Raw genomic sequence first — 17,002 nt, 5'->3', positions numbered from 1 at the left:
GCAGGCCTCCGGCTCCCGGCGGGCCGAGGCGGGCAGAGGGGGCCGGAGCCGGTCATGGTCTGCGCCACGTACGGTTGTCGCGGGCCAGCAGCTCGTGGCCGCTGGGCGGGCCCCAGCTACCCGCCGGGTAGGGTTCGGGGCGGCCGTTCTTGGCCCAGAACTCCTCGACCGGGTCGAGGATCCGCCACGACAGCTCTACTTCTTCCTGGTGGGGGAAGAGCGGAGGATCGCCGATGAGCACGTCGAGGATCAGCCGCTCGTAGGCTTCCGGACTGGTTTCGGTGAAGGACGCGCCGTAGCTGAAGTCCATGCTGACATCGCGCACCTCCATGGCGGTCCCGGGGACTTTGGAGCCGAACCGCAACGTCACCCCCTCATCCGGCTGGATCCGGATCACCAAGGAGTTGGCGCCCTGGTTGGCGGTGGCAACATGGTCGAACACCTGGTTGGCGGTGCGGTGGAACACCAGTGCGACCTCGGTGACCCGCCGCCCCAGGCGTTTCCCCGTGCGCAGGTAGAACGGGACGCCCGCCCAGCGCCGCGTGTTCACCCCCAGCCGCATGGCCGCGTACGTCTCCGTGGTGGAGTTCGGGGGGATGCCTTCTTCCTCCAAGTAGCCGGGAACCCAGGCGCCGCCCTGCCAGCCCGCGGTGTACTGGCCGCGCGCGGTCCCGGTCGCAAGATCGTCGGGGAGTTGGACCGCGGACAACGCTTTGACCTTCTCCGCGCGGATCGCGTCCGCGGTGAAGGACAGCGGTTCCTCCATCGCGACCAGGGCGAGGAGCTGCAGCAGGTGGTTCTGGATGACGTCGCGCGCCGCCCCGATACCGTCGTAGTACCCGGCGCGTCCCCCCACCCCGATGTCCTCGGCCATGGTGATCTGGACGTGGTCGATATACGAGCGGTTCCAGATCGGCTCGAACAGGGTGTTGGAGAAACGCAGCGCCAGCAGGTTCTGGACGGTTTCCTTCCCCAAGTAGTGGTCGATACGGAACACGGAGTGCGGTGGGAACACGTCGTCGACGAGGGCGTTGAGCTCCTGGGCGCTGGCCAGGTCGTGGCCGAACGGCTTCTCGATCACCACCCGCCGCCACGAGTCCCCCGAGCTCTCCGCCAGGCCGCTCCGCTTCAACTGGGTGAGCACCGTGGGGAACAGTTTCGGGGGAAGCGAAAGGTAGAACGCGTAATTGCCGCCGGTGCCCCGGCTCTCGTCCAGTTCCCGCACGGTGCGCACCAGCGCATCAAACGCGGCGTCGTCATGCGCCTCGCCGGGGACGAACCGCACCCCCTCGCTCAACTGGCGCCACACGTCTTCCCGGAACGGGGTGCGCGCATGCGTACGGACCGCGTCATAGGCGACCTGGGTGAAGTCCTGGTCGGCCCAGTCCCGGCGGGCGAATCCCACGAGTCCGAAACCGGGCGGTAGCAGCCCTCGGTTCGCCAGGTCGTAAATAGCGGGAAGCAGCTTCTTGCGGGACAGGTCGCCCGTGACCCCGAAGAGGACGAGCACACACGGGCCGGCAATCCGCGGTAACCGCCGGTCCAGCACACTGCGCAGCGGGTTGGGGACCGCTCCCGGCATCACCGGTTCTTTCACGTCGGCGTCCTCCCTGGGTGAATCGCGGTCGTGGCTGGTCCGGCTGAGCGTGCCGGGCACGGGAGAACCCGGACCCGGCACCACCGACCTTCTTCCCAGAATTAGGGACGAATCTCACCCAAGGCCCGGATCAGTTCTGCCAGACCCGCGGACCGGTCCCGCCAGTGCAGCCGCACCGTGGGCCGGGACCGCTCCGCCAGGGCGTTGAAGTCGCCCAGCGCCTGGGCGAGCTGCAGCCGGGAGAAGGTGTACGGCTTCCCGGCGATGGGGAGGTCCTCGGTAATGTCCCCGGTGATCTGCAGGAATACTCCGTTGGCCGGGCCGCCCTTGTGGTACTGCCCCGTGGAGTGCAGGAAGCGCGGCCCCCAGCCGAAGGTGACCGGGCGCGCGGTGAGCGCGGCCAGCTCCGAACGGAGAGCGGCAGCCTGTCCGTCGCCTTCCGCGTCCCGGTCAAGGTAGGCCATCACCGCGAGGTAGCCGTCGTCCGGGATCTGCTCGATGAGGGCCCGAAGCACCGAAGCGAGGTTCTTGGCGTCCCCCACCCCGGTGCCGTCGGAGGCGTACACCTCGACCGCGCCGTCCGTGAGAAGCGGGGTGCCGGTGGGCAAGGTGCCGTTGTTCGACAGCTCCAGCAGCGCCTTGGTGTTGTCCTTGGACTCTTGCACGTTCGGCTGGTCGAACGGGTTGATACCGAGCAGGTGGCCGGCCACCGCGGTGGCGTACTCCCAGGCGAGGAACTGGGCGCCGAGCGGGCCGGTCACCACGGTGTCGGCGGTCTCGGGGACCTCCGGCTCGGTTTCGCCGTAGACCACGAGATGAGTGTCGGGCCCGGGGGTGAAACCGGGGGCGGAAGCGCTCTCCACCACCACCGGCAGCAGCCCGGTGCCGTCCTTGCCGGTGGATTCGGCCACGAGCTGTTCGATCCAGTCGCCCAAGCCCACCGGGGTGGCTCCGGCCAGCACCACTTTGTCGCGGCCGGAGAACCCGCCGAGGGCCGCACCGAGCAGCAGCGCCGGGTTGGTGTCGTCCGCCAGCGTGGCGGCAAGGGCCGCTGCCTCATCCAGCAGCGCTTCGATGTCCACGCCGACGAGTGCGCTCGGCACCAGGCCGAACGCGCTGAGCGCGCTGTAGCGGCCGCCGACGTGCGGGTTGGCCAGCACGGTCGGATAGCCGCGTTCCCCGGCCAGTTCGGCCAGGGGAGAGCCCGGGTCGGTGACGACGACGATCCGCTCCGCCGGGTCAATGCCCGCGTCCGCGAACGCCTGCTCGAAGGCACGGCGGTGGCTGTCGGTCTCCACCGTGCTCCCGCTCTTGGAAGCGACCACGACGACCGTGCGGTCGAGGTCGGTGGTGACGACACGGCGCACCTGGTGCGGGTCGGTGGTGTCCAAGGTGATCAGGCGGGCGTCGCGGCTCGCGGCGATCACTTCGGGGGCCAGGGAGGAGCCGCCCATCCCGGCCAGCACCACGCGGTCGAGGCCGGCTTCCCGCTTGGCCTGCGCGATTTCGCTGATCTGCGGCAGCAGGGCCCGCGACTCCTGCGGCAGGTCCACCCAGCCCAGCCGGATCGACGCCTCGGGCTCGGCCGCAGGCCCCCACAGGGTGGCGTCCTTAGCGGCGAGGCGGGACGCCACCCTGCTGGCCCGTAGCTGCTGCAACGCGTTCTCCGCTGCGTCCCGGACCGGGCCGCGCAGGGTGACGGTGAGGCCCCCGGCCTGTACCTGATCGCTACTCAAGGCGATTGGTCCTTCCTTGTCTTCACACACGGTCACTGCAATTGTCGCGTCCCGCAGTACCGAATCGGATTCGACAAGGCGGGGCCGGGCGGGCCCTGCACCGTTCTGCCAGGTGGAGAGCTTGCTACGGGTGGGAAGAGAGAGTGCTCACGTGTGGGCGGCAAGCTGCTGGGCGACGCGGTCCAGCAGTTCTTCCCAGGACTTCACGAACTTGTCGACGCCCTCGTCCTCCAAGGTCTCCACCACGTCGGACATGGACACGCCGACCGACTCCACCGCATCCAGGTGGGCCCGAGCCGCGTCGTAGTGTCCGCGCACCGTGTCCCCGGTGATCGTGCCGTGGTCGGCGACCGCGTCCAGCGTGGCCTGCGGCATCGTGTTCACCGTGCCCGGGGCGACCAGTTCGGTCACATACAGCGTGTCCGGCAGCTCCGGGTCCTTCACCCCGGTCGACGCCCACAGCGGACGCTGCGGGCGCGCCCCGGCCTGGGCGAGGGCGGTCCACCGGGCAGACGAGAACACCTCTTCGTAGGCGGCGTAGGCCAGGCGGGCGTTGGCCAGCGCGGTCTTGCCGCGGAGCGCCACCGCCTCCTCCGTGGCGATCTTCGACAGCCGTTTGTCCACCTCGGTGTCCACCCGGCTGACGAAGAACGACGCCACCGAGTGGATCGTCGACAGGTCACGGCCGGCCTGCTGGGCCTGCTCCAGACCGGCGAGGAACGCGTCCATGACCGCCCGGTAGCGCTCCAGCGAGAAGATCAGGGTCACGTTGACGCTGATGCCTTCGGCGAGCGCCGCGGTGATCGCCGGCAGTCCCTCGACGGTCGCGGGGATCTTGATCATCAGGTTGGGCCGGTCCACCAGCCACCACAAGGCGCGGGCTTCGGCGACAGTCCGCTCCGTGTCGCGGGCCAGCCGCGGGTCGACCTCCAGCGACACCCGCCCGTCCACGCCGTCGGTGGCCTCGTAGACCGGGCGCAGCACATCCGCAGCCCAACGGATGTCGTACGCGGTGATGAGGCGTACCGCTTCTTCCACTGACACGCCGCGCACGGCCAGGTCGCGCAACTGGCCGTCGTAGGCGTCGCCCTCCGCCAGCGCCTTGGCGAAGATCGTGGGATTGGAGGTGACTCCCACGACGTTGCGTTGGGCGATCAACTCGGCCAGGTTGCCGCTGCGCAGCCGCTGCCTGCTGATGTCGTCCAGCCAGACGGCTACGCCCGCGTCAGAGAGCTGCTGAAGTGGGCTGCCCATGGTGTGATCCACTCCTTGGAGAAGGAGGAGGGCCGCCGACGGCGACCCTCCCCACAACGGTCAGTTGCCGGTCGTTGATCCACGGTCACCGCCGAGCTTGGCAGCGCTGGAGTGTACGGCTGCCACTACCCGGTCGGCGGTGAGCCCGAACTGCTCGTAGAGAGTCGCGTACGGAGCCGAAGCGCCGAAGTGTTCCAGACTCACCGACTCGCCATACTCGCCCACCAGCTCGCGCCAGCCCAAGGCGACCCCGGCTTCCACGGAGACCCGGACCCGGACCGACGGTGGAAGCACCTGCTGGCGGTAGGCGTCGTCCTGCTCGTTGAACCACTCCAGGCACGGCATCGACACCACACGGGTAGGAGTACCCGACTCCTCCAGGCGGGAACGCGCCTCCAACGCGATCTGCACCTCACTTCCGGTGGCGATGATGATCGCCTCCGGACGGCCGTTGCTGGCTTCGGCCAGGATGTACCCGCCGCGGGAGACCAGCTCCGCAGAGGCGAGCTCGGAGCGGTCCAGAACCGGAACCGACTGCCGGGTCAGCGCGAGCGCCACCGGGCCGTCATTGCGTTCCAGGATGGTGCGCCAGGCCACTGCCGTCTCGTTGGCGTCGGCGGGACGCACCACCGCCAGGCCGGGGATGGCGCGCAGCGACCACAGGTGCTCCACCGGCTGGTGGGTGGGTCCGTCTTCGCCCAGACCGATCGAGTCGTGGGTCCACACGTACGTGACCGGCAGCTTCATCAGGGCAGCCAGCCGCACCGACGGCCGCATGTAGTCGCTGAACACGAGGAAGGTGCCACCGTAGGGGCGGGTGGGGCCGTGCAGCGCGATCCCGTTGAGGATCGCCCCCATGCCGTGTTCACGGATCCCGAAGTGCAGCACCCGGCCGTAGCGGTGGCCGGAGAACGCCTTCGTGGACCGCTCCTCGGGGATGAACGACGGCTCGCCCTTAGGCGTGGTGTTGTTGGATCCGGCCAAGTCCGCCGAGCCGCCCCACAGCTCCGGCAGCACCGGGGCGATCGCGCTCAGCACCTCACCGGACGCTTTCCGGGTGGCCATGCCCTTAGCGCTGGGCTCGAAGGTCGGGATCGCCTTCTCCCAACCGTCCGGGAGCGAGCCTGCCATCAGCCGGTCGAACAGTTCGGCACGCTCGCCCGCGTTGGCCCGCCACTTGGCGAACAAGGCCTCCCATTCCTGGCGGGCGGCGCGGCCCCGCGCCACCACGCCCCGGGCGTGCTCCAGCAGCTCGTTGGGCACGTCGAACTGCGCCTCAGGGTTGAGGCCCAGCACCCGCTTGGTGGCGGCGACCTCTTCAGCCCCCAGCGCGGCGCCGTGGATCGCCCCCGTGTTCTGCTTGTTCGGGGACGGCCAGCCGATGATGGTGCGCAGCCGGATGAAAGAGGGACGTTCCGTCTCCGCCTGGGCGGCCCGGATCGCGTCGTACAGCGCCGCCACGTCTTCGTGGTAGGAGCCGTCCTCGCCGACCCACTCGACCTCTTGGACGTGCCAGCCGTAGGCGGCGTAGCGGGCGACGACGTCTTCGGTGAATGCGATCTGGGTGTCGTCTTCGATGGAGATGCGGTTGTCGTCCCAGATGACGATGAGGTTGCCGAGCTTCTGCGTGCCGGCGAGGGCACTTACTTCGTGGCTGATGCCCTCCTGGACGTCGCCGTCAGAGCACAGGACGTAGATGTAGTGGTCGAACGGGCTTTCCCCGATCGGGGTGTCCGGGTCGAACAGGCCCCGCTCCCGGCGGGCGGCCATGGCCATGCCGACCGCGTTGCCGATGCCCTGCCCCAAGGGGCCGGTGGTGGTTTCCACCCCGGCGGTGTGCCCGTATTCGGGGTGGCCCGGGGTGAGGCTGCCCCACTGGCGCAGCCGCTTGATGTCGTTCAGGCTCAGCCCGTAGCCAGCCAGGTAGAGCTGGATGTAGAGCGTGAGGCTGGAGTGCCCGCAGGACAGGACGAAGCGGTCGCGGCCGATCCACTTCGGATCTGTCGGATCGTGCCGCATCACCTTCTGGAAGAGCAGGTAGGCCACAGGCGCCAGACTCATCGCGGTTCCAGGGTGCCCGGATCCCGCTTCTTCGACCGCGTCCATCGCCAGGGCACGAACCACGTCTACGGTACGTCTATCGAGATCAGACCAGTCCAGGGTCTTTGGGGTGCCGGTGTTCACGCGGGCTAAAGCTCCTTTCGCGAATCCAGGCCAGTGTGTAGGCGTGGTGGCCGGAAAAGAAGGATTGGGGTGGGTCCACCGTGACCCGCAGCTAACCAACCGTAGTGACAGCCGCGCAGCGTGAGGAGATGCGGGGCGTCGTAATGTGGCGCCGTGCGTGTCGCGGTGACGGAACCCCTGAGGGCTGGTGACTATCCCTGACCCTATCGCCGAAACCCCGACATCTAATCACCGGACTGGCATGGTTGACGCCGCACCGACGGACGGCCCCGATGAGAACGCGCCCGAACCTAGCACTACACTCTGTCGTTGACGGTGTCGTGCGTCGTGCCAGGCGCGCGAGGGGTCACAGGTGCCGCACCGCGCCGCGCATTCGTGGTGAGCAGCCAGGAACAATTGATGCCCATTTGATGCCCTGACGCCCAGTTTCTTTGAGGTTTGAGCGTGTCTGTGTCCGTAGAACGGGTGACGGCCGTGCGTTCCGCGCCGCACGGCCAGCAACCCCAGCAGCCGAGAACAACGGCCCGGCGCGTGACCCAGGTACGGCGGCGGCCATGACACTCCTCGGTCGTCCCGCTGCCACCGATACCTGCGCGGCCGCTGATTCTCCCACTGGGGGTGTGTCGCGCTCCGCTTCGCTGGGGACCTACATCCGCGCCTATATCGCCCTGTCGAAGCCGCGGGTCATTGAACTGCTGCTGATCACCACTATCCCGGTGATGTTCGTGGCAGCCCAGGGCGTGCCGCCGCTGGGGATCGCCGTGGCCACCCTGGTGTTCGGCACCATGTCCGCGGCCAGTGCCAACGCCATCAACTGCTACATCGACCGGGACATCGACCGTGCTATGCGGCGTACCCGCCGCAGACCCACCGCCATGGAGCAGGTGACGCCGCGCGGCACGATGATCTACGGGATTACGCTGGCGGTCCTGTCCACGGTCGGCTTCGTGGTGTTCGTGAACTGGCTGGCCGCGGCGTTGTCGGTGTTCGCGATCGCGTTCTACATCTTCGTCTACACACTGCTGCTCAAGCGGCGCACCGCGCAGAACGTGGTGTGGGGCGGGATCGCCGGCTGCATGCCCGTGCTCATCGGCTGGGCGGCGATCACCGAGCGCCTCGACTGGGCCCCGTTCATCCTGTTCCTGGTGGTGTTCTTCTGGACACCGCCGCACACGTGGGCATTGGCCATGCGGTACCGCGAGGACTACGCCGCCGCGAACGTCCCCATGCTCCCGGTGGTGGCTAGCGACCGCCGGGTGATGCTGGAGTGCGTGCTGTACTCGTGGGCCACCGTGGTGGTGTCGCTGCTGCTGTGGCCTATCGCCGATACCACGCTGCTGTACCCGGTGGCGGCCGCCGTGCTGGGGGTGATCCTGCTCGCCCAGGCGCACCGCCTCTACAACCAGGTCCGTGCCGGAGTGAGCGGCAGCAAGCTCAAGACCATGGGCTTCTTCCACCTGTCGAACGCCTACCTGGCCCTGCTGTTCGTGGCGGTGACGATCGACCCGCTCCTGGCTAACGCACTGCGCTGATCGACGAGAGGTGACGACGATAACGGGAGGCTGCGCGCAGCCTCCCGTTATCGTTGCCGCTTCGGGAGGCGGCCGAGGCGACCTGCGGCACGACACGGGTGGGAGAGTGGAGCCATGAGGAAGATCACCCGCTGGGAAGCCATGGTGCAGCAGAATCCCGGCCATTCCCGGTGGTATGTGGAGCGTTTCCGCACCATGGCCGCGCAGGGGAACGACCTTGCGGGCGAGGCTCGCATGATCGACGCGATGGTGGGGCGCGGTTCCCGGATTCTGGACGCGGGCTGCGGGCCGGGACGGGTCGGCGGGGAACTCGCTGCACGCGGCCACCACGTGGTGGGGGTGGACATCGACCCCTATCTGGTCAACGCGGCCCGCGAAGACTATCCGCAGGGCGACTGGCGGGTGGGCGACCTGGCCGAGCTTGACCTTGTGGAGCGCGGGGAAGAGCCTTTCGACCTCGTGGTCTGCGCGGGAAACGTGATGACGTTCCTCGCCCCCGGCACCGAAGTGGAAGTGCTGCGCAGGATGGGCGCCCACATCCGGGACGGAGGCCGGATCGTCGTGGGCTTCGGCGCGGGCCGCGGCTATCCGTTTGAGCGGTTCTTCGCCGACGTGGCCGAAGCCGGTCTCGTCACCGAGCTGTGCTTAGCCACCTGGGATCTGCGCCCGTTCACCCCGGAGTCCGACTTTCTGGTGGCGGTGCTGGGACGCGCAGCCGAGACGCCGCCCACCGGGTGAACGACGCTAGGCGCTGCCCTGTGCCTCCTTGACCGCCAGGACCGCGGATACGTGCCTGGTCGTGCCCCCACGAGCGGGGAAGCACGGGCAGCGCCGCGCCGTCTGCGGGAGGACCCGTCCCGCACATGGACGGGGGTCGGCCCGCTCGCACCGTGGGACCCGGCTGCGGATGGGTGCCCTGCGGTGGCAAGCGGGCCGCCGCTGACGACCCCCGCGGGGTGCCCTCCGTCGCAGGCGACGTGCCGGCGGGAGGGCGGACGTGTTCCGGCCTGCTGCGGAGTGCGCCAGGGGCGTGCCGCTGGCGCACTCCAGGCGGATCGCCTATCTTTTCGGGATACGTCTCTTTGGAGGCCGTGGGGCCGAGGCTGCGGATGGTGGCCCCACGGCCGCTCACCCCAGGGAGGCGCCGACTTTGACGTACCCTTTGAGCAGGTCGCGGGCGATGGTGCGGCGCTGGATCTCGTCGGTTCCCTCATAGATGCGCAGCAGCCGCAGCTCGCGGTACCAGCGCTCGATGGGGAGCTCCCGGGTGTAGCCCATACCGCCGTGGATCTGCAGCACCCGGTCGACGATCTCGTTGGCTTTCACACCGCCGTACAGTTTGGCGATGGACTGGGCGTGCCGGGAGTCCCGGCCGTTGTCCACCTGCCAGGCGGCGTGGAGCACGAGCAGCCGCAGCGCTTCGATCTCCACCTGGGAGTCGGCGATCATCCACTGGATGGCCTGCCGTTCCGCAAGCGGCTTACCGAAGGTCTCACGCGTGTTGGCGTAGTCGATGGCCATGCTCAGCAGCCGTTCGCAGGCGCCGAGCGCACGCGCGGGGAGCAGGTAGCGGCCCCGGCCGATCCACTTCATCGCCAGCTCGAAGCCCTTGCCGACCTCACCGAGCACGTTGGATTCCGGCACCCGGACGTTGTCGAAGACCAGGGAGGCCGGACCCCACTCGCCCATGGTGGGGATGGGCTCGGAGCGCCATCCCGCCTCCCGGTCCACCAGGAAGCAGGTCACTCCGCCGTTGGCGCCCTTCTCCGGGTCGGTGACCGCGAACACCATGGCGAAGTCGGCTTCGTTCCCACCGGTGATGAACGTCTTCTCCCCGTTGATCACCCAGTGGTCGCCGTCCTTGTAGGCCCGGGTGCGGATCGCTTTGGCGTCGGAGCCGGCGCCGGGCTCGGTGATGGCGAAGCAGGACTTGCGTTCGCCCGCGATGGTGGGCAGCAGGTAGCGCTTCTTCTGCTCTTCGTTGGCGTAGAAGAGGATGTTGTCGGCGCCGCCGCCGAAGCTGAACGGGATGAAGGTACGGCCCAGTTCGATCTCCACCAGTGCGGTGGTGACCGCATCCAGTCCCATGCCGCCGTACTCGACGGGGGTCTGGATCCCCCAGAAGTCGGACTTCTTGGCGAGCTGTCTCAGGTCGTGCAACTCCTGGGGGGTCAGACCGTGCCCCTCGCCGTTCCGTTCCCGGCGCAGCACCTCCGGTTCGAGCGGCATAAGTTCGCGCTCGACGAAGGTGCGCACCCAGTTGCGGATTTCCCGCTGTTCTTCGGTCAGTGAGAAATCGACCATGTTTCCTTAGCTCTTTCCCCCGAAGCGCGCACGCAGTTCGCGCTTGAGTACTTTGAGGCTCGGACCCAGTGGAAGCTCGGTCACGATCTCCACTCTGCGCGGGTACTTGTGTTTGCCCAGGCGCTCCTGCGCCCAGGCCTGGAGTTCAGCGGGGTCGACGGCGCCCTCCTTGTCGGGCACCACCACCGCGCAGACCTCCTCACCCAGTTCGGCGTCGGGCACGCCGATCACCGCTACCTGGGAAATCCCGGGGAATTTCAGCAGGACCTCTTCCACTTCGCGCGGGTAGACGTTGAAGCCGCCGCGGATGATCAGGTCCTTCTTGCGGTCCACGATGTGGATGAAGCCGTCGTCGTCGATGAAGCCGATGTCTCCGGTGCGGAACCAGCCGTCAACGATCGCCTCGGCGGTGGCCTCCGGGCGGTTGAGGTATCCGACGAAGACGTTGTGGCCGCGGATGACGATTTCGCCGTGCTCGCCGCGCGGCAGGAGTTCGATCCGGTCGTCGATGTCGGCGCGGGCGATCTCCACTTCCACACCCCAGATGGGGTGGCCGACCGAGCCGACGCGGGCGCCGTAGAGCGTCTGGTTGGTGCTGGCCGTGGGCGAGGTCTCCGACAGGCCGTAGCCCTCGTAGATGGTGGTGGAGAACGCTTCTTCGAACCGGCGGAGTACCACTTCGGGGAGGGAAGCGCCACCGGAGACACAGAAGCGCAGGGAGGGAAGTTTGGTGTGGTGGGCTGCGGCTTCTGCCAGCCGGACGAACATGGTGGGGACGCCGTCGAAGATGGTGGCGCCGTACTCGCACATCATCCGGATGGCTTCGTCGGGGTCGAACCGCTCCTGCAGGATGAGGGTGGCGCCCACCCGGAAGGTGGTGTTGAGCGCCACTGACTGGCCGAAGGTGTGGAACAGGGGCAGGGAGCCCATGACGACGTCTTCGCCGCTCATGGGGTGGACGTCGAACGCGTTGACGGTGGCGTTCATCACCAGGTTGAGGTGGGTGAGCATGGCGCCTTTGGGGACGCCCGTGGTGCCGCTGGTGTAGAAGATCACCGCAATGTCGTCGGGGGCGCGGGACACGTAGGAGGGCAGCGGTTCGCTGTCCGCCACGAGCGGGGCCAGCGCGTCGGGCCGCTGCGGGTCCCCGACAGTGCGCACGGTGACGTCGTTGCCGTCGACCGCGGCGTGGGCGAGGTCAGCGAACAGGCTTTGGGCGAGGACGAGGCGCGCCCCGGTGTCGGAGAGGAGGAAGGCGACCTCTTGGGGGCGGAGCATCGGGGGGATGGTGACGACGGTCCCGCCCACGGCGAGGATGCCGTAGTAGCAGCGGACGAAGTCGGCGACGTTGCCTGCGAGCAGGGCGACCCGGTCCCCGGGGGAGACGCCGAGAGAGCGGAGGGCGGCCGCGTGGCGCAGGGACTCGTGCCACAGGGTGGCGTAGGAGATCCGCTCACCGTCAGCGATGAGTGCGGTGCGTTCCGGGTGGCGACGCGCAGCCTCGGCCAGGATCGTGGCGAGTGACAGTTGCATGGTGGCTCCTTCGGTGCGGCTGGTCCTTGGGCACAGCAGAAAAGCCGCTGTCCCATGCGTGAGGGAGTCGCGCGTCACATTTAATCTAACAGTGTTCGGTTTGGGAAGACCGACCGGTATGCCACCTTGGTTCTGCGCCTGACCCATACTTGAGGCGATCCACGCCAAGCGCGTTCACCACAGAGAACGCGCTGGGGAGGCCGGGGAGAAGGGGAAGGACGGGGATCACAGTGGCACGCCCTAGGACACCGCTGCTCAGCCGAACGCGTATCCAGGAAGCCGCCCTAGCCCTGGTCGACCGCGACGGGCTGCAAGGACTGTCCATGCGCAAGCTCGCCCAGGAGCTCAACGTCCAGGCCCCGTCTCTGTACAGCTACTACCGCACCAAAGAAGAGCTGCTGAACGACGTCGTCGACCGCATTACCGCCAACATCGACGTTTCTGGCTTCAAAGACGGGGACTGGAAACGCGGACTCATCGTATGGGCGCGCTCCTACCGCGACGCTCTCGCGGCCCATCCCAACATGGTCGCCTTCATAGCGTCCGGGCCGGGACGCCGCGAAGAGGCCCTGCGGCGGGCCGACGCGATCCACGGCGGCCTCGTCTCCGCGGGCTGGCCGGCCCGGCTCGCCACGATGATCGGCGCCTCCACCCGCTACCTCGTGGTGGGCGCCGCGATCAACTCCTTTGCCCGCGGCTTCGATGCAGACGCCCGCGTCTACCAGGACCGCTACCCCAACCTGTCCCAGGCGCACCGTCTGCCGGAACTCGCCGCTGAGATCGACAACGACAGTTTCGAACTCGCCCTGCGCGCCTTCATCGCGGGCCTGGAAGTGCTCTACCCCGACAAGGCCGGCGCCGCGCGCCGCCCGGAGGCCGCCGCAGCATCCGCGGGGCAGCACGCCAAGGCGGGGTCCCGCGCCTCCGCGGGAGCCGCCGACCCTTCCAGAGCACCGCTGGAGGACCACACTCCGGAACGCTGACCGGTGGGCACGGGACCGGTACGCTGCGGCTTCTGCCAGTCCCGTGCCCGCCGCACGGGGCCGCACCCGCAGGGCGCGGTCGCTGCCCCACCACCGGGGCAGCTACGCTCAGTGCTTATGCGCCCCCTGGACACCAAAGCGATCCTGGAAGGACGCACCCCGGGCCGCCACTCTCTCGGCTTGGTCAGCGGCATCGCGGTGAGCGTCCTGTGCATGCTGGTGATGCTCGGCTACCTCCTGTTCAGCGGTTTCTCCGGTGCTGGGAGCGAGGGAGTCGTCGCCTTCTTCATCAGCCTGGTAGCAGCCGTCATCCCGGTCAGCATCATCATCCCCCTCGTCCTGCTGCTGGACCGCCTCGAACCGGAGCCGAACTCGGTCCTGCTGTTCGCATTCCTCTGGGGTGCCGGCGTAGCGGTGCTGGCCTCGTTCATTCTCAACACCCTCGGCATGGAGCTGTACACCGTCCCGAGGTTCGGGGAAGACTTCGGCGCCTACGTGAGTGCCACGGTGGGAGCACCCCTGGTTGAGGAGAGCGCCAAGGGGATCGCCCTGCTCCTGCTGCTGTGGCGGCGCCGCCACGAGATCGACACCGCCACCGACGGCATCATCTACGCGGCGATGGTCGCTACCGGGTTCGCGTTTGTGGAGAACGTCTCCTACTTCCTCAGCGCCCTGTTCTCCGAAGGCGCTTCCGGGTTCGCGGTGACCTTCGTGCTGCGCGGCATCATCGCCCCGCTCGGGCACCCGATCTACACCGCGATGATCGGCTTGGGCGTCGCCTACGCTGCGACCCACCCGGGCCTGGTGGCGCGGATCGCCATGCCGGTCCTCGGCTGGCTGGGCGCGGTCGTGCTGCACGCGCTGTGGAACGGCTCGACCGCGTTCGGCTGGACCGGGCTGGGAGTGGTGTACGCGCTGCTGTTCTGCGTCCTCGTCGCGCTCATCGGGGTGACCGTGCATGACCGCCGCCGCCAGGTCGCGGCGATCGCTACCTACCTGCCGCCCTACATCTCCACAGGTCTGGTGACGCCCGCCGATATCCGGATGCTCAGCACGATGAGCGGACGCAAACAGGCGCGGGCCTGGGCACGGCGTACCGCAGGGGTGCGGGGCCGCCGGGCCATGGAGGACTACCAGTTGGCCGCCACAGAACTCGCCCTCCTCCACCGGAGGTTGGACCGCGGTGTGGCCATGCCCGCCTGGTGGGAGCGGCGCGACGCCATCCTGGCCCTCATGCACATGGCCCGCGAGGCGTTTCTGGGCCGCGCCGCCCGCCCGGTCGCCCCCGCCTGGGTGCAGCAGCCCACCGATTCCGGATTCCTGCGGCGCGCAGACTTCCAGCACGTCATCGCGCAGGCGCACGCCCAGCGCGGCAGCCTACCGCCGCAGCCGCCCGCTACCGGTGGGCAGCAAGCTCCGTCGCAACCGTCGGGCTGGTGACAGCCACGCGTTCCGCGGTGGCGAAGTACAGCCGCAGGATCGCGGTCCACACCAGCAGGGAGCCCAAGACGTGCAGCACGACCATCCAGGAAGGCAGTCCCAGCAGGTACTGCGCGTAGCCGAGCGCTCCCTGGGCGAGTAGTGCGGCGAGCAGCAGCCACGCCTGGACCTGCACGAGGCGCGGTGCGCGGCTCCGCGCCGCCATGACGAGGACGGCGACGGTCAGCGCGGTGGTGAGCCACGCCAGGAGGGAGTGGATGCGGGTGACCGCGTCGAGCGGGAAGTCCCAGCGCGGCGCGGTAGCGTCACCGCCGTGCGGACCGGTCCCGGTGACGACGACTCCGGCGACGATGAGGACCAGCCCGACCGGGACGAGCACAGTGGCGGCGAGGCGGAGCCGCGGGGTGACGGTGAGCCGCAGTTCTCCTTCGGGCTCCCGGCAGCGCACGTAGTAGGCCATGGTGAGGATCACCACGAGGACCGAGAGGACGAAGTGCGCGCCCACCGACGCAGGGTGCAGGTCACTCCAGACGGTGATCCCGCCGACGACCGCCTGGCCGAGCACGCCCGCCGGCACCAGGGCGGCCAGGACCAGCAGGTCGCGTCTGCGGGGACGCATACGCAGTGTCGCCAGGAGGACGATCACCCCGACAGCGAGCAGCAGGAAGGTGAGAGTCCGGTTGCCGAACTCGATAGCCGCGTGGAATGCGGAGTGGTGGGTGCCGACGGGGACGAAGCTCTCCGGGGTGCACTTGGGCCATTCCGAGCAGCCCAGCCCCGACTCGGTGACCCGCACAGTCGCTCCAGTGACCGCGATTCCGGAATTGACGATGACGTTGCCCAACGCCCACCAGCGCAGGGAAGCGGTCGTGGGATGCCAGATCGTGCGAGCCAACAGCGCCAGTACCACTATGCCGACGGCGCAGAACGCCACCTGCCAGGCCCACAGCGGCAGGTTGAGGATCGTGAAGTCGTCCGCCGCGAGCGCGACAGACCAGGGAGAGGCTGTCATACGACAGATCGTAGTAGAAGGGTGACGAGGCTTCCGCTGGGGTCCCCACCAGCGGTGAGCTGCAACGATGCCGGACGTTCGCGCAGGTCCGCACCAGCGTGAAGAGCCTGGCGGGGGCCGTTTTCCCGAATCACCCAGACCGGATCGCGGGGGAGCCGAGGTGAAGTCCAGGGCCGGACCGGCTCCTTTCCGGCCCGTGCGGTCGGCTGCACGGCAGTGGGGCGGCAGTCCCCGGAGCTGTTCGGCTCTCCTCGACCGCAACAGCGGCCGCTGCGGGTGTCCGGCACAACCGGAGAAGGCGCATACCCGGCCCCGCCCAAGAACCGGGGCCGACGGAGAGTCGCGGCGAGGGCAGGGCGGCCCCTGTCAAAGCTCTGTCTTCCGCCAGCAGCGGAGCGGTCTATGGGGGTTGGCCTCCCAGCGCAGCGGGGGCACCGCGGCAGGCTCACAGCCGGGCGGAGCGGGTCGCACCCACACTGGCGACCACCACGCAGGCCACCGCGGCCCACTGGGCGACGGTGAGGAATTCCCCGAGCAGGACCAGGCCCACGAGTGCGGCCGCCGCCGGTTCTAGGCTCATCAGGATGCCGAACACCCCGGGCGGAATGCGGCGCAACGCCTGCATTTCCAGGGAGTAGGGGATGACCGAGGAGAGCAGCCCCACGGCAAGACCGGTCAGCAGCACGCTCGGGTCGAGCAGGGCCGGGCTGCTGTGGGCGAGGCCCATCGGCGCGACGAGCACTGCGCCGATCACACTGGCCACCGTCAGTCCGGAAGTCCCGGGGAAGCGTCGGCCGGTGGCTGCGCTGAGCAGGATGTAGCACGCCCACGCAGCGCCCGCGAGGGCGGCGAACGCCACCCCTGCCAGGGTGACCCCGCCGTCGTCCCATCCCAGCAGCGCAACCCCCGTGCCGGCGAGCACCACCCACACCAGGTCCCGCCAGCGGCGCGATCCCGCCACGGCCACGGCCAGCGGGCCCAGGAATTCGATGGTCACGGCCACGCCCAGCGGGATGCGCGCAAACGATTCGTAGATGGCGTAGTTCATGACCGCCAGCGACGTGCCGAAACCGACCGCGACCAGCCAGTCCGTGCGAGAGTGCCCGCGCAGTGGGGGAGGGGCGAAGCACAGCAGCACCAGGGCCGAAGCCAGCAGGCGCAGCCACACCACGGTGCTTGGGGGGAGGACCGCGAACAGGTTCTTCGCCACCCCTGCGCCGAACTGGACCGACAGGATGCTCACCCCGACCAGCCAGGTCGCCGGGATGGCAGTGCCCGCGGCGCGGACGAGCGCCGCAGCCCGGGAGAACGGACCCGGTGCAGACTGCCCAGGAGAGTCGCTATTCACCCGATCATCCTATGAAGCGAGATCGCGGGCGGGTTGGGGCGGGCAGGAACGGGGAGAACGCCGGTGCCGGGCGGCGACT

General features: G+C 68.8%; 11 protein-coding genes and 1 pseudogene. 4 read left to right on the top strand and 8 right to left on the bottom strand.

Translation table 11 applies throughout. The annotated features are described in order from the left end of the window. Window positions 1–52: 52 nt before the first annotated feature. The 4 genes from zwf to tkt form a co-directional block, all read right to left on the bottom strand. Complete coding sequence (gene zwf / locus TF1_RS06375) at window positions 53–1,582, bottom strand: glucose-6-phosphate dehydrogenase (protein ID WP_038043913.1); 1,530 nt, start codon at window positions 1,580–1,582, stop codon at window positions 53–55. Between the two features lie 116 nt (window positions 1,583–1,698). After that, window positions 1,699–3,333 (bottom strand): glucose-6-phosphate isomerase, encoded by a 1,635-nt coding sequence (locus tag TF1_RS06370; RefSeq protein WP_011292427.1) that lies wholly within the window; start codon window positions 3,331–3,333, stop codon window positions 1,699–1,701. Between the two features lie 147 nt (window positions 3,334–3,480). Continuing rightward, window positions 3,481–4,587, bottom strand: coding sequence for a transaldolase (gene tal, locus TF1_RS06365; RefSeq protein WP_011292426.1), 1,107 nt, complete (start codon window positions 4,585–4,587; stop codon window positions 3,481–3,483). A 60-nt stretch (window positions 4,588–4,647) separates the two neighbouring features. Continuing rightward, window positions 4,648–6,771 (bottom strand): transketolase, encoded by a 2,124-nt coding sequence (gene tkt / locus TF1_RS06360; protein WP_011292425.1) that lies wholly within the window; start codon window positions 6,769–6,771, stop codon window positions 4,648–4,650. Window positions 6,772–7,325: 554 nt separating this feature from the next. Here tkt and TF1_RS06355 point away from each other — a divergent pair. Both TF1_RS06355 and TF1_RS06350 read left to right on the top strand, forming a co-directional pair. Beyond that, entirely contained in the window at window positions 7,326–8,303 is a 978-nt protein-coding gene (locus tag TF1_RS06355) for a heme o synthase (protein WP_011292424.1), read from the top strand. A 114-nt stretch (window positions 8,304–8,417) separates the two neighbouring features. Then, a complete protein-coding gene (locus tag TF1_RS06350) occupies window positions 8,418–9,041 on the top strand; it encodes a class I SAM-dependent methyltransferase (protein ID WP_011292423.1) in 624 nt (207 codons plus the stop codon). A 390-nt stretch (window positions 9,042–9,431) separates the two neighbouring features. On the opposite strand, the gene TF1_RS06345 is transcribed toward TF1_RS06350, so the two are convergent. Continuing rightward, a complete protein-coding gene (locus tag TF1_RS06345; protein WP_011292422.1) occupies window positions 9,432–10,607 on the bottom strand; it encodes an acyl-CoA dehydrogenase family protein in 1,176 nt (391 codons plus the stop codon). A gap of 6 nt (window positions 10,608–10,613) precedes the next feature. After that, window positions 10,614–12,140 carry a long-chain-fatty-acid--CoA ligase gene (locus TF1_RS06340; protein WP_011292421.1) on the bottom strand — a complete coding sequence of 509 codons (1,527 nt, stop codon included), beginning with the start codon at window positions 12,138–12,140 and terminating at the stop codon, window positions 10,614–10,616. A 230-nt stretch (window positions 12,141–12,370) separates the two neighbouring features. On the opposite strand from TF1_RS06340, the pseudogene TF1_RS06335 reads away from it, so the two are divergent. Both TF1_RS06335 and TF1_RS06330 read left to right on the top strand, forming a co-directional pair. Further along, window positions 12,371–12,982: pseudogene (locus tag TF1_RS06335) on the top strand (TetR/AcrR family transcriptional regulator); the annotation flags it as partial. 258 nt (window positions 12,983–13,240) lie between these two features. After that, on the top strand, window positions 13,241–14,563 hold the full coding sequence (locus TF1_RS06330) for a PrsW family intramembrane metalloprotease (protein WP_041428133.1): 1,323 nt from the start codon (window positions 13,241–13,243) through the stop codon (window positions 14,561–14,563). Here TF1_RS06330 and TF1_RS06325 read toward each other — a convergent pair. Next, the gene (locus tag TF1_RS06325; RefSeq protein WP_011292418.1) at window positions 14,520–15,575 is read right to left on the bottom strand and encodes a COX15/CtaA family protein; all 1,056 of its coding nucleotides are present in this window, start codon (window positions 15,573–15,575) and stop codon (window positions 14,520–14,522) included. The two genes, TF1_RS06330 and TF1_RS06325, sit on opposite strands and share 44 nt — an antisense overlap. A gap of 445 nt (window positions 15,576–16,020) precedes the next feature. Further along, window positions 16,021–16,923: an EamA family transporter gene (locus TF1_RS06320; RefSeq protein ID WP_011292417.1), complete on the bottom strand. Its 903-nt coding sequence runs from the start codon at window positions 16,921–16,923 to the stop codon at window positions 16,021–16,023. Window positions 16,924–17,002 lie beyond the last annotated feature (79 nt).

The organism is Thermobifida fusca NBRC 14071 = JCM 3263 (genome assembly GCF_001592045.1).
Classification (GTDB): Bacteria; Actinomycetota; Actinomycetes; order Streptosporangiales; family Streptosporangiaceae; genus Thermobifida; species Thermobifida fusca.
This window is presented reverse-complemented; position numbering and strand designations above follow the sequence as displayed.

Coding starts and splice junctions, on each gene's coding strand:
- TF1_RS06330 (WP_041428133.1), top strand. CDS start 13,241: ATGCGCCCCCTGGACACCAAAGCGATCCTGGAAGGACGCACCCCGGGC.
- zwf (WP_038043913.1), bottom strand. CDS start 1,582: ATGCCGGGAGCGGTCCCCAACCCGCTGCGCAGTGTGCTGGACCGGCGG.
- TF1_RS06325 (WP_011292418.1), bottom strand. CDS start 15,575: ATGACAGCCTCTCCCTGGTCTGTCGCGCTCGCGGCGGACGACTTCACG.
- TF1_RS06340 (WP_011292421.1), bottom strand. CDS start 12,140: ATGCAACTGTCACTCGCCACGATCCTGGCCGAGGCTGCGCGTCGCCAC.
- TF1_RS06350 (WP_011292423.1), top strand. CDS start 8,418: ATGAGGAAGATCACCCGCTGGGAAGCCATGGTGCAGCAGAATCCCGGC.
- TF1_RS06345 (WP_011292422.1), bottom strand. CDS start 10,607: ATGGTCGATTTCTCACTGACCGAAGAACAGCGGGAAATCCGCAACTGG.
- TF1_RS06355 (WP_011292424.1), top strand. CDS start 7,326: ATGACACTCCTCGGTCGTCCCGCTGCCACCGATACCTGCGCGGCCGCT.
- tal (WP_011292426.1), bottom strand. CDS start 4,587: ATGGGCAGCCCACTTCAGCAGCTCTCTGACGCGGGCGTAGCCGTCTGG.